Genomic DNA, 12,252 nt, shown 5'->3' with positions numbered 1-12,252 from the left:
AGTGCGCAGTGTCTGCGCGCTGTCATTCAACGTTCCATAGGGACAGGTGTAGTTATGACTATTTCGGTTAATTACGATTCCGCAGCAGGTTCGACCACTATCGCCAACTACCTGAGCGGCTGGTCGCTGGGCTTCAACACGGCCGGTCACGGCACTGGCAACACCGGCGGTTTCAACACCGGTGCGCGGAACATGAGCGGTGAGCAGTACGCCACCCACGGCGCCAACGGCTCCGAGTACGCGTTCATCGCTGAGAGCGATGCCACCAACGGCCTGCACTACGTGTATGACCGCACCCTGCCGGCCAGCGACAACATGAACCACTACCTGTGGGGCCAACTGGACAACGTCCAACTGGGTGAAGTCCTGACAGGCGGCGCCGGCAGCGAATTCGCCCTGAGCGACTACAAAGTGTCCTTCAACGGCCTGGACCTGGAGTCCCTGGTGGGCGCGGGCCGTGCTGGCAACGCTGTTCAGGACGTGATCTACGGCCTGATGCAGGGCAACACCACCGCACTGGAAGCCGTGCTCAATAACCTGCTGGATGACTACGGCCTGTCCACCGCCGACACCTTCGACCACGTTGCTTCCACCTTGGCCAGCCACGCTGCCTCGGTGGCCACTACCGACGTCGCGCTGGTCGGCGTGCAGGACATCCCTCAGGACTTCGCCCTGGCGGCCTGACCCTCTGCTGCATGAAAAAAGCGAATGGAGGATCGCTCCCCCATTCGCCGCATGACACACCGCTGTCGCCAAGCCTTCTAATTCTTCGGCGGCGGCGGTGCCGAATTCTGCGCAGCGTCGTATCGCCTGTCAACGCGGCGACGCTGCCCGCTCAACCCTTCGAGACTCCCCAGATGCGCCACGCCGGCAACGAAACCCTGGCTGCCCTCACGGCCTATAAAAGTGGCTTCTTCAACATCGGCCTGTTCTCGGCGGTGATCAACCTGCTGATGCTCGCCCCGGCGCTGTACATGCTGCAGGTGTACGACCGGGTGCTGGCGTCGGGCAATCAGATGACCCTGTTGATGCTGACGCTGATGATCCTCGGCCTGTTCGGCCTGATGGGCGCGTTGGAATGGGTGCGCAGCCAGGTGGTGATCCGCCTGGGCACGCAAATGGACATGCGCTTGAACCAGCGGGTCTACGACGCCGCGTTCGAAGCGCAACTCAAGGGCAGCCCACAGGCGGCAGGCCAGGCGCTGAATGACCTGACCACGTTGCGCCAGTTTGCCACGGGCCAGGCGCTGTTCGCGTTTTTCGATGCGCCGTGGTTTCCCGTGTACCTGCTGGTGATTTTCCTGTTCCACCCCTGGCTGGGCGTGCTGGCCCTGGGCGGCGCGGTGATCCTGATCGCACTCGCCTGGATCAACCATCGCGTCAGCCAGGCGCCGATGGCCCTGGCCAGTCAGCTGTCCATCAGCGCCAGCCAGCAGGCCACAGCCAACCTGCGCAATGCCGACACCATCGAAGCCATGGGTATGCTCGCCACGTTGCGCGGTCGTTGGTTCGGCGAGCACCAGGCGTTCCTGGCCCAGCAGAACCTGGCCAGTGAAAAGACCGCCGCCGTCACCGCCTGGTCCAAGGGCGTGCGCCTGGCGTTGCAGTCGCTGGTGTTGGGGGTGGGCGCGCTGCTGGCGGTACAGGGCGATATCACCCCGGGGATGATGATTGCCGGGTCGATCCTGATGGGGCGGGTGCTCAGCCCGATCGACCAATTGATCGGCGTGTGGAAGCAATGGGGCTCGGCGCGTCTGGCCTATGAGCGCTTGTCGCAGATGCTCGCGGCTAACCCTGCACGCCCGGCGCGCATGCACTTGCCGGTGCCCAAGGGCCAACTGGCGGTGGAGCAGCTCAGTGCATCCGCCCCCGGCAGCCGCCGCCCCGCCTTGAACAACCTGGGGTTCAACCTGCCGGCGGGCGAAGTGCTCGGGGTGATCGGCCCATCGGGGTGTGGCAAGTCCACCCTGGCGCGGGTGCTGGTGGGCGCCTGGGCACCGCTGGCGGGCAAAGTGCGGCTGGACGGCGCCGACCTGACCTTGTGGGACAAACAGCAACTCGGGACGCACATCGGCTACCTGCCCCAGGACATCCAGTTGTTCGCTGGCAGCATCGCGCAGAACATCGCGCGGTTTACCGAGGTGGAAGCGGACAAAGTCCTCGCCGCCGCGCAGATGGCCGGGGTACACGAGCTGATCCTGCAACTGCCCCAAGGCTACGACACCGTGCTGGGGGAGGGCGGTGCCGGTTTGTCCGGTGGCCAGAAACAACGCGTGGCCCTGGCGCGTGCGCTGTACGGCCTGCCCGCGCTGATCGTGTTGGACGAGCCCAACGCCAACCTGGATGAAGTCGGCGAACAGGCGCTGCTCCAGGCCATCGCCCAGCTCAAGCAGCGGCGACGCACGTTGGTGCTGATCACGCACAAAGCCAACGTGCTGACCCTCACCGACCAACTGCTGATTCTTAAGGAGGGCCAGCTGCAAGCCTTCGGCCCGACAGCACGGGTACTGGAAGCACGTCAGAAACCCACTGCGCCGGTGACCAAACCGGTGTCGACCATGAGCATGAGTTACCGACTCGGTGAAGGAAAACAGGCATGAGCCAGGGCAAACCGATGCTGGTGAGCGACCAGCCCCACAACGTGCTGGCGCTGGATGACAAAAAGTACTCGCGCCTGGGCTGGTGGCTGGTGCTGGGCGGGTTCGTCGGGTTTCTCGGCTGGGCCGCGCTGGCGCCGTTGGACAAGGGCGTGGCGGTGTCCGGCAAGGTCATGGTCTCAGGCCATCGCAAGACCGTGCAGCACCCGGCCGGTGGGATCGTCGAGCGTATCGAGGTGCGCGACGGTGACGTCGTCAGCGCCGGCCAAGTGCTGTTGCGCTTGAAGGAAACACCGCTGCGCGGGCAGATGCAGTCGCTGCGTAGCCAATACCTGGCGTCCCTGGCCAGCGAGGCGCGATTGAGCGCCGAAAGCGAGGGGCTGCCAGCCATCGACTTCGGCCCGGAACTGCTTAACGACCCGGACGCCGCGGGCACGCTGAACCTGCAACGGCAGCTGTTCAACAGCCGCGCCCAGGCGTTGGCCACCGAGCAACAAGGCCTGCGCGAAACCATCGCCGGCGCCGAAGCACAGTTGCGCGGCACACGGGATTCCCAAGCCAGCAAAGTCCAGCAACGCGCCGCGCTGAACGAGCAACTGCAAGGCCTGCGCGAACTGGCCCGCGATGGCTATATCCCGCGCAATCGCCTGCTCGACAGCGAGCGCCTGTACGCGCAGATCGACGGCACCATCGCCGAGGACTATGGCCGCATCGGCCAATTGCAGCGCCAGGTGCTCGAACTGCGCCTGCGCATCCGCCAGCTCGGCGAAGACTTCCAGAAAGACCTGCGCAGCCAGTTGGCCGACACCCGCACCCGCAGCGATGACCTGCGCAATCGCCTGGCGTCGGCCGAGTTCGAGCTGGCCAACAGTTTGGTGCGGGCGCCTGCGTCCGGCGTGGTGGTGGGGCTGGACGTGTACACCGAGGGTGGCGTGATCAAGCCCGGCCAGGCGCTGATGGACATCGTGCCCCAAGGCGAGCCGTTGCTGGTGGAGGCGCGCGTGCCGGTGCAGATGATCGACAAGGTGCACCCGGGCTTGCCTGTGGAGCTACTGTTCTCGGCCTTCAACCAGGCCACCACGCCGCGAATCGCGGGCGAAGTGACGCTGGTGTCGGCTGACCGCCAAGTCGATGAACGCACCGATGAGCCTTACTACACGCTGCGCGCCCAGGTGAGCGCCGCCGGTATGCAACAGCTGGATGGCGTGCAGATCCGCCCCGGCATGCCGGTGGAAACCTTCGTCAAGACCGGTGAGCGCTCGATGCTCAACTACCTGTTCAAACCCCTGCTCGATCGCACCCATATGGCCCTGGTGGAAGAATGAAGGCGCTGTTGTTTACCTTGTGTTTCGGTTGCACCTCGGCGGCAAACGCCTTGGGTTTGTTGGACGCCTACGACTTGGCGCTGCGCAATGACCCGACCTTTCAGGCGGCCATTCAGGAGCGTGAAGCCGGTGAAGAGAACCGCGTGATCGGCCGTTCGGCGTTGCTGCCGAACCTGTCCTGGAGCTACAACAATTCGCGCAACGAATCTGAAGTGACGGCGGGCAACACTACCAGCGACCGCGATTACCGCAGCTATGCCTCGACCCTGACCTTGCAGCAACCACTGCTCGACTACGAAGCCTATGCGCGCTTTCGCCAGGGCACGGCCCAGGCACTGATGGCCGATGAGCGTTTTCGCGGCAAGAGCCAGGAACTGGCGGTGCGCGTGCTCAATGCCTACAGCCAGGCATTGCTGGCCCAGGAGCGCATCGAGTTGAGCCGTGCGCAGAAGCGCGCGTTTGCCGAGCGCCTGCAACTCAATGACCGTTTGCTCAAGGGCGGTGAAGGCACGCGCACCGACGTGCTGGAAACTCAGGCACGCTTGAGCCTGGCCCAGGCCGAAGAAATCGAATCGCTGGATGCCCAGGACAGCGCCTTGCGCGAACTGGAAGCCATCGTCGGCCAGCCGTTGCAGATCGAAGAGCTGGCGCCTTTGACTCGCCAGTTTGATATCCCGCCACTTGAGCCCAACCGCTTCGAAACCTGGCGTGAAATGGCCATGGCCAACAACCCGGAACTCAAATCCCAGCACCATGCGCTGGACGTGGCCGCCTATGAAGTGGAGCGCAAGCGCGCCGGTCATTTGCCCAAGGTCAGCCTGTACGCCAGCAGCCGCCAGACCCGCTCTGATTCAGAAAGCAGCTACAACCAGAAATACGACACCAACAGCGTGGGTATTCAGGTGAGTCTTCCGCTGTTTGCCGGTGGCTCGGTGTCAGCCTCTACGCGCCAGGCGGCGAACCAGTTGTCCCAGGCCCAATACGAGCTCGATGCGCACACCTCGGCCACGCTGGTGGAGTTGCGCAAGCAGTTCAACCTCAACACCAGCGGCGCGGCGAAAGTGCGGGCCTATGAGATGGCGGTAAGTTCGGCCACGGCGCTGGTCGCGGCGACCCAGAAAAGTGTTAGCGGGGGAGAGCGGGTCAACCTTGATGTGCTCGACGCCGAGCAACAACTATTCACTGCCCGCCGCGACCTGGCAGATGCGCGGCATGCGTACCTGCTGGCAAGGATTCAATTGAAGTATTACGCGGGGTTGCTCAGCGAGCAGGATTTGCGGGCGTTGGCGGGGTATTTCCAACCCTCTGCCTGACCTGAACACACATCCCCTGTAGGAGCTGGCTTGCCAGCGATTGCGGTGGATCAGTCAGCCTATGTGTTAACTGACATACCGTGATCGCCGGCAAGCCGGCTCCTACAAGGGGCGGTTTATCGGCGGGTCAGCAGCACGCCGGATTCCATGTGGTGCGTCCACGGGAACTGGTCAAACATCGCGCACTGGGTGATTTTGTGCGTGTCATGCAGTTGCGCAATGTTCGCCGCCAACGTCTCCGGGTTGCAGGAGATGTACAGGATGTTGTCGAAACGGCGGGTCAGTTCGCAGGTGTCCGGGTCCATGCCGGCGCGCGGCGGGTCGACGAAGACGCTGCCGAACTCGTAGCTCTTGAGGTCGATGCCGTGCAGGCGACGGAACGGACGCACTTCATTGAGCGCCTCGGTGAGTTCTTCGGCAGACAAACGCACCAGAGTGACGTTATCCACCGCGTTTTCATCAAGGTTGCTCAAGGCTGCGTTGACCGAGGTCTTGCTGATCTCGGTGGCCAGCACCTTGCGCACGCGGGTGGCCAGCGGCAGGGTGAAGTTACCGTTGCCGCAATACAGCTCGAGCAAGTCATCCGGGCGATCGCCCAGTGCTTCATACGCCCAGTTGAGCATCTTCTGGTTCACCGTGCCGTTGGGCTGGGTGAAGGCGCCTTCGGGTTGGCGATAGCTGAAGGTGCGACCGCCCACGTCGAGTTTTTCCACCACGTAGTCGTGGCCGATCACATCGCGCTTGCCCTTGGAGCGGCCGATGATGCTCACGTTCAAGTCAGCCGCCAGCTGGTTCGCGGCGGTGTGCCAATGCTCGTCCAGCGGGCGGTGATAGCACAGGGTGATCATCGCGTCACCCGCCAGGGTGGTGAGGAACTCCACCTGGAACAGCTTGTGGCTCAGGGCGGCACTGGCTTGCCAGGCGGCCTTGAGTTGCGGCATCAACTGGTTGATGCGCAGGCTGGCAATCGGGAATTCTTCGATCAGGATCGGCGTGCGCTTGTCGTCTTGCGAAAACATCGCGTAGTGGCGATCACCGCCTTCGCGCCACAGGCGGAACTCCGCACGCAGGCGAAAGTGCTGCACTGGCGAGTCGAAGACCTGCGGCTCGGGGGCGTCGAACGGTGCCAGCAGGTCACGCAAGCGCGTGACCTTGTCTTGCAGTTGAGCGGTGTAGCTTGCGGCGTCAAAAGTCATGCGTTGAACCAGCCCAGCTTGATCACGAACAGGATCGACAGGATCACCAGTGCCGGGTTCAGCTCACGGTAGCGGCCCGAAAGCAGCTTGATGGCGGTCCAGGCGATGAAACCGAAGGCGATGCCGTTGGCGATGGAGTAAGTGAATGGCATTGCCAGGGCGGTGATCACCACCGGCGCTGCAACGGTGATGTCGTCCCAGTCGATTTCCGCCAGGCCCGAGGTCATCAGCACGGCCACAAACAGCAGTGCCGGGGCAGTGGCGAAGGCCGGCACACTGGCGGCCAGTGGCGAGAAGAACAGCGCCAGCAGGAACAGAATCGCGACCACGATGGCAGTCAGACCGGTACGGCCACCGGCGCTCACGCCCGCAGCCGATTCGATGTAGCTGGTGGTGGTCGAGGTGCCCAGCAGGGAACCGGCCATGGCGGCGGTACTGTCGGCGATCAGCGCACGGCCCATTTTCGGCATGTGGCCATCTTTACCCATCAGGCCAGCGCGCTTGGCAACGCCGATCAGGGTGCCGGAGTTATCGAACAGGTCGACGAACAGGAAGGCGAAGATCACGCTGACCAGGCCGATATCCAGCGCGCCTTTGATATCCAGCTGCAGGAAGGTCGGGGCCAGGGACGGTGGCATCGAGGTCACGCCGCCGAACGGGGTGAAGCCCATGGCGATGGAGACGATGGTCACCGCCAGAATGCCGATCAACACCGCACCGCGCACGGCCAGGGCTTCCAGCGCAACGATCAGCGCGAAACCGAGGGTGGCCAGGATCGGCGCCGGTTGTTTCAGGTCGCCCAGGCCGACCATGGTGGCCGGGTTGCTCACCACGATGCCGGCGTTGTGCAGGGCGATCAGCGCCAGGAACAGGCCGATACCGGCGGCAATCGCTGAGCGCAGGGGCAGGGGGATGCTGTTGATGATCCACTCACGGATGCGGAAGATCGACAGCAGGAAGAACAGCACCGCCGAAATGAATACCGCGCCCAGCGCCACTTGCCAGGTATGGCCCATGTGCAGGACCACGGTGTAGGTAAAGAAGGCGTTGAGGCCCATGCCCGGCGCCAGGGCGATCGGGTAGTTGGCGATCAGGCCCATCACGGTCGAACCGATGGCGGCTGCCAGGCAGGTCGCGACGAACACGGCGCCTTTGTCCATGCCGGTTTCGCCGAGGATGCTCGGGTTCACGAACAGGATGTAGGCCATGGCCAGGAATGTCGTGATCCCCGCGAGAATCTCGGTGCGCACGTTGGTGTTGTGTGCTTTGAGTTGAAACAGCTTTTCCAGCATGCCGGCTCCCTGTGACGCTATTGTGCGTCGTTATTTGTTGACCTCTAAGTCAAAGCACAAACTGCGCCAAGCGCCTGTGGTTTCAGAGAGGATCGGAAAAAGCGGCGCATCATACCAGCAGCCGAGGCCATATGGTGTATGGGCTGGGCCTCTTGAACAATCGCTCCGGATCATGGCCTTGAGGCATACTGCGCCGACGTTTAATTCAAGGTCATTGCCAGCATGAAAAAAGCCAACGCGTGGAGTCTAGCTCTGATCGCCAGTATCAGCCTGTGGCTGGGCGCGGCACCGGCGTGGGGCGCGACTGCACCGGCCTTGAGCGAAGTGCGCGTGTTCAAGGTCGAGTCGGCGGCTTGCACTGAAACCATTCCGGAACGGGCGCAAAGCACCCAGATGTGCACGCACCGCGGGCCTACCCGGGTCTCGGTGATGGAAGTCGGCCTGGGCAAGAACCCCATGGGCCGTTTCGACGGTGCGGAGCTGGACGGCACCCGTACCCCCGTGTGCCAGGTGGGCAACATCAGCCAGGCGTGCAACGGCGCGGGCACCCTGATGGGCTACATCTATGTGTTCAGCCTGAATGTCGAAGCGCCAGGCTGGTTCGAGTACAGCAACTCGTCGATCAATGGTCCGCAGAACACCTTGAAGACGCTGCTCAATATCCGCTGATCAATCCCCTTGAACGCTCATTACCCCGGGAAGTCGTACCCCTGAGACGGCGACTTTCCTGAACGCCGCGGATGTACACCAACCCGTGAGGTGTTTATGAGCGCAACTCCCAAAGGCGCGGCGGCTCGACCGTTCGTCAGCCACCCGATACGCCTGACCCTCAACGGGCAGGATCGCCAACTGGACGTGTTGCCCTGGACCACTCTGCTGGACCTGCTACGCGAACAACTGGACCTGATCGGCAGTAAAAAGGGCTGTGACCACGGCCAATGCGGCGCCTGCACCGTGTTGCGCGATGGCAAGCGGGTGAATGCCTGCCTGACCCTGGCGGTGATGTGCGACGGCGCCGAGCTGACGACGGTCGAGGGTTTGGCCAGCGGCGACGTGCTGCATCCGATTCAGCAGGCTTTTATCAAGCACGACGCCTTTCAGTGTGGCTATTGCACCCCCGGGCAACTGTGTTCCGCCGTCGGCCTGGCCAATGAAGGCCGCGCTCACAGCCCCTTGCAGATCCAGGAAATGATGAGTGGCAACCTGTGCCGCTGCGGCGCCTACAGCAATATTCGCGATGCCATCGAAGAGGTTGTATTGGGAGGTGAGCAATGAACCCCTTTCATTACAGCAAGCCGGTGGACATACAGGAGGCCGTTCACCTGAGCAGCGCCGCCTCGCGCTTCATTGCCGGCGGCACTAACTTGTTGGACCTGATGAAAGAAAACATCAGCCGCCCCGAACACTTGATTGATATCACCGGCCTGCCGCTTCAAGGCGTGGAGGCGACCGCCGACGGTGGGGTGATGATCGGTGCATTGGTCAGCAACGCCGACCTGGCCTGGCACCCGCTGATCGAACAGCGTTACCCACTGTTGTCTCAAGCCATCCTCGCCGGGGCTTCGCCGCAATTGCGCAACATGGCCAGTACCGGTGGCAACCTGTTGCAGCGCACGCGTTGCTATTACTTCTATGACGCCGCTGTGCCGTGCAACAAGCGCGAGCCCGGCAGCGGTTGCCCGGCGCGCACCGGCTTGAATCGCATCCATGCCATCCTCGGCGCCAGCGCCCAGTGCGTGGCCACTCACCCTTCAGACATGTGCGTCGCCTTGGCGGCGCTGGAGGCGCGGGTGCATGTTGAAGGGCGTGGCGGCGCGCGGGTCATCGAGTTTGCTGACTTTCACCGCTTGCCCGGTGACGCGCCGCAACGCGATAACCAGTTGGCCGACGACGAACTGATCACGGCCATCGAACTGCCCGCTGATCAACTGGCCCACCATAGCCATTACTTGAAGATTCGCGACCGTGCCTCTTATGCATTTGCGTTGGTGTCGGTGGCCGCCGCCCTTGAGCTGGACGGCGAGACCATCGTTGATGCCCGCCTGGCGCTGGGCGGTGTGGCGCATAAACCCTGGCGTGACCGCGCGGTGGAGTCGGCGTTGATCGGCCAGGTTGTCAGCCGTGAGACCTTCAGCGCGGCCGCCGACGCCCTGCTGCAAGATGCTGAACCGTTGGCGCACAACGCGTTCAAGATCAAGCTGGCACGCCGCGGGATTATTCGCGCCCTGAGTGATGCCACTCTCGCTGGAGCACAACCATGACCGCTATCGGCAAACCGTTGGACCGGGTGGACGGTCTGCTCAAGGTCACTGGCCAGGCGCGTTATGCCGGTGAGTTCCCGGAACAAGGCTTGTTGTATGGCAGCGTAGTGTCCAGCACCGTCGCCAAAGGGCGAGTGACCCGCATCGATGCCGCCAAAGCCCTGGCTTTGCCGGGCGTGGTCATGGTGCTTGATCACCTCAACCGGCCGAAACTCGCGAGCTATGACGACGCTTTTGCTGACGCCGATGCGGCCGACGGTTCTGCGTTTCGTCCGTTGTACAACGACCGCGTGTTGTACAGCGGCCAGCCCTTGGCCCTGGTGATCGCTGACAACCTGGAACTGGCACGGCATGCAGGCTCCCTGGTGGAGATCGAATACGCCACCGAACCCTTCGAGACTGACTTGCTGGCCTTACAGGAACAGGCGCACCCGTCACCCCAAACGCCGCCTGCACCACGCGGAAACTTCCAGGCCGAATGGAGCACCGCTGCCGTCCACCTGGATCTGCACTACAGCACGCCCATCGAACACCACAACCCCATGGAGCCCCATGCCAGTACCGTGCTGTACCAGCCCGATGGCACCTTGCATATCCACGACAAAACCCAAGGCCCGCAAAACTGTCAGGCCTATGTGCAAAAAGTCTTCGGCCTGGATAACACCCAGGTGAGGGTTTTTGCCGCGTTTGTCGGCGGGGCATTTGGTTCAGGCTTGCGCCCGCAATATCAGTTGCCGTTGGCCGTGATGGCGGCCCTGGCGCTCAAGCGTTCGGTGCGCGTGACGCTAACCCGCCAACAGATGTTCACCTTCGGTTATCGCCCGCGCACCTTGCAGCGTTTGCAGATGGGCGCGGCGGCCAACGGTCGGTTGATGGCACTGGGGCACACCGCGATTGGCCAAACCTCACGTTTCGAGGATTTCAGCGAACACGTGGTGGAGTGGAGCGGCATGCTCTACCACTGCGACAACGTGCAGTTGACCTACAAGCTGGTGCCACTGGACGTGTACACCCCGCTGGACATGCGCGCGCCCGGCGCCGCCCTCGGTGTGATCGGCCTGGAGTGCGCGATGGATGAGCTGGCCTGCGCGCTGGGCATCGACCCCGTGCAACTGCGGCTGATCAACTATGCCGAACGCAATCAGAACGAAGACAAACCTTGGTCCAGTAAAGCCCTGCGCGAGTGTTACCGCGAAGGCGCCGAACGTTTCGGCTGGAGCCAGCGCAACCCGGAGCCACGCAGCATGCGCGACGGCCGCCAGTTGATCGGCTGGGGCATGGCCGGCGGCGTGTGGGAAGCGATGCAGATGAAGGCCAGTGCCAAGGCAAGGCTCGACGCTAACGGCAAACTGACGGTCAGCAGCGCCACCACTGATATCGGCACCGGCACCTACACCGTGATGACCCAAATCGCGGCGCAAACCAGCGGCGTGGCAATGGGCGATATCAGCTTTTTGCTCGGTGATTCATCGCTTCCCACAGCGCCTTTGCAGGGCGGCTCGTTTACCGTTTCGTCGGTGGGGACCGCCGTGCAGCAGGCGTGTGAAGCGCTTAACGTCAAGTTGCTGGAAATCGCCCGGCAGACTTATCCGGTGTTCAAGGAGGCCGAGACCGTCCGTTTTGAAGGCGGCCAGCTCCATACCCGCGACGTGAGTGTGTCGTTGGCACAGTTGGTCAAGGACGGGGGCAAAGGCGCTCTGGAAGTGCAGGTCGACAGTGAACCTGACAAGAAGCGCGAAGGTTATTCAACCGCCACTCACTCGGCGGTGTTTGTCGAAGTGCGTGTGGATGAAGACCTGGGCACCCTCAAGGTGAGCCGTGTGGTCAGCGCGATTGCGGCGGGGCGCGTGGTCAATCCGAAGATGGCGCGCAGCCAGATCCTCGGCGGGGTGGTGTGGGGCATCGGCATGGCGCTGCACGAAGAAACCCAGATCGACCATCAGCTGGGGCGCTATATGAACCACAGCCTGGCGGAGTACCACATCCCGGTGAATGCCGATATCGGCGACATTGATGTGGTGTTTGTCGAAGAACATGACGAAATCGTAAATGCCCTTGGGTCCAAGGGCGTAGGCGAAATTGGCATTGTCGGGGTGGCGGCGGCGGTGGCGAATGCGGTGTATCACGCCACTGGCAAGCGGGTGCGGGACTTTCCGATCACCCTGGATAAGGTGCTCTGATACATCTCACTGACTCCAATTGTAGGAGCTGGCTTGCCGGCGATAGCGGTGGGCCAGCGATCGATCAGGTGCTGACACTCCGCTATCG

General features: G+C 62.8%; 10 protein-coding genes. 8 read left to right on the top strand and 2 right to left on the bottom strand.

What is annotated here, in order from left to right; genetic code table 11:
* The first annotated feature begins 54 nt into the window (after positions 1-54).
* From HX792_RS24410 to HX792_RS24395, 4 genes are all read left to right on the top strand, one after another.
* Positions 55-684: a heme acquisition protein HasA gene (locus HX792_RS24410; RefSeq protein WP_176998479.1), complete on the top strand. Its 630-nt coding sequence runs from the start codon at positions 55-57 to the stop codon at positions 682-684.
* Between the two features lie 173 nt (positions 685-857).
* The gene (locus tag HX792_RS24405; protein WP_176998478.1) at positions 858-2,600 is read left to right on the top strand and encodes a type I secretion system permease/ATPase; all 1,743 of its coding nucleotides are present in this window, start codon (positions 858-860) and stop codon (positions 2,598-2,600) included.
* On the top strand, positions 2,597-3,922 hold the full coding sequence (locus tag HX792_RS24400) for an HlyD family type I secretion periplasmic adaptor subunit (protein ID WP_176998477.1): 1,326 nt from the start codon (positions 2,597-2,599) through the stop codon (positions 3,920-3,922). Before HX792_RS24405 ends, HX792_RS24400 begins: the two co-directional genes overlap by 4 nt.
* Positions 3,919-5,235: a TolC family outer membrane protein gene (locus HX792_RS24395; protein WP_176998476.1), complete on the top strand. Its 1,317-nt coding sequence runs from the start codon at positions 3,919-3,921 to the stop codon at positions 5,233-5,235. The genes HX792_RS24400 and HX792_RS24395 overlap by 4 nt, the downstream gene beginning before the upstream one ends.
* 116 nt (positions 5,236-5,351) lie before the next feature.
* Here the strand turns inward: HX792_RS24395 and trmA are convergent, their stop codons facing one another.
* On the bottom strand, positions 5,352-6,431 hold the full coding sequence (gene trmA / locus HX792_RS24390; protein ID WP_176998475.1) for a tRNA (uridine(54)-C5)-methyltransferase TrmA: 1,080 nt from the start codon (positions 6,429-6,431) through the stop codon (positions 5,352-5,354).
* Positions 6,428-7,723 carry an NCS2 family permease gene (locus HX792_RS24385; RefSeq protein WP_071485498.1) on the bottom strand — a complete coding sequence of 432 codons (1,296 nt, stop codon included), beginning with the start codon at positions 7,721-7,723 and terminating at the stop codon, positions 6,428-6,430. Before HX792_RS24385 ends, trmA begins: the two co-directional genes overlap by 4 nt.
* Before the next feature lie 222 nt (positions 7,724-7,945).
* Here HX792_RS24385 and HX792_RS24380 point away from each other — a divergent pair, with 222 nt between their 5' ends.
* The 4 genes from HX792_RS24380 to HX792_RS24365 all read left to right on the top strand — a co-directional run bounded on the left by HX792_RS24380 (position 7,946) and on the right by HX792_RS24365 (position 12,164).
* Positions 7,946-8,392 carry a DUF4879 domain-containing protein gene (locus HX792_RS24380; RefSeq protein ID WP_176998474.1) on the top strand — a complete coding sequence of 149 codons (447 nt, stop codon included), beginning with the start codon at positions 7,946-7,948 and terminating at the stop codon, positions 8,390-8,392.
* Positions 8,393-8,488: 96 nt separating this feature from the next.
* A complete protein-coding gene (locus HX792_RS24375) occupies positions 8,489-8,998 on the top strand; it encodes a (2Fe-2S)-binding protein (RefSeq protein ID WP_176998473.1) in 510 nt (169 codons plus the stop codon).
* Complete coding sequence (locus HX792_RS24370) at positions 8,995-9,984, top strand: xanthine dehydrogenase family protein subunit M (RefSeq protein WP_176998472.1); 990 nt, start codon at positions 8,995-8,997, stop codon at positions 9,982-9,984. Before HX792_RS24375 ends, HX792_RS24370 begins: the two co-directional genes overlap by 4 nt.
* A complete protein-coding gene (locus HX792_RS24365) occupies positions 9,981-12,164 on the top strand; it encodes a xanthine dehydrogenase family protein molybdopterin-binding subunit (protein WP_176998471.1) in 2,184 nt (727 codons plus the stop codon). Before HX792_RS24370 ends, HX792_RS24365 begins: the two co-directional genes overlap by 4 nt.
* The last annotated feature ends 88 nt before the right edge of the window (positions 12,165-12,252 follow it).

This window comes from Pseudomonas sp. B6002 (assembly GCF_013385985.1).
Classification (GTDB): domain Bacteria; phylum Pseudomonadota; class Gammaproteobacteria; order Pseudomonadales; family Pseudomonadaceae; genus Aquipseudomonas.
Note: the sequence above shows the minus strand (reverse complement) of the source record. Positions and strands in the feature narration are given on the sequence as shown.

Coding starts and splice junctions, on each gene's coding strand:
- HX792_RS24410 (WP_176998479.1), top strand. CDS start 55: ATGACTATTTCGGTTAATTACGATTCCGCAGCAGGTTCGACCACTATC.
- HX792_RS24405 (WP_176998478.1), top strand. CDS start 858: ATGCGCCACGCCGGCAACGAAACCCTGGCTGCCCTCACGGCCTATAAA.
- HX792_RS24400 (WP_176998477.1), top strand. CDS start 2,597: ATGAGCCAGGGCAAACCGATGCTGGTGAGCGACCAGCCCCACAACGTG.
- HX792_RS24395 (WP_176998476.1), top strand. CDS start 3,919: ATGAAGGCGCTGTTGTTTACCTTGTGTTTCGGTTGCACCTCGGCGGCA.
- trmA (WP_176998475.1), bottom strand. CDS start 6,431: ATGACTTTTGACGCCGCAAGCTACACCGCTCAACTGCAAGACAAGGTC.
- HX792_RS24385 (WP_071485498.1), bottom strand. CDS start 7,723: ATGCTGGAAAAGCTGTTTCAACTCAAAGCACACAACACCAACGTGCGC.
- HX792_RS24380 (WP_176998474.1), top strand. CDS start 7,946: ATGAAAAAAGCCAACGCGTGGAGTCTAGCTCTGATCGCCAGTATCAGC.
- HX792_RS24375 (WP_176998473.1), top strand. CDS start 8,489: ATGAGCGCAACTCCCAAAGGCGCGGCGGCTCGACCGTTCGTCAGCCAC.
- HX792_RS24370 (WP_176998472.1), top strand. CDS start 8,995: ATGAACCCCTTTCATTACAGCAAGCCGGTGGACATACAGGAGGCCGTT.
- HX792_RS24365 (WP_176998471.1), top strand. CDS start 9,981: ATGACCGCTATCGGCAAACCGTTGGACCGGGTGGACGGTCTGCTCAAG.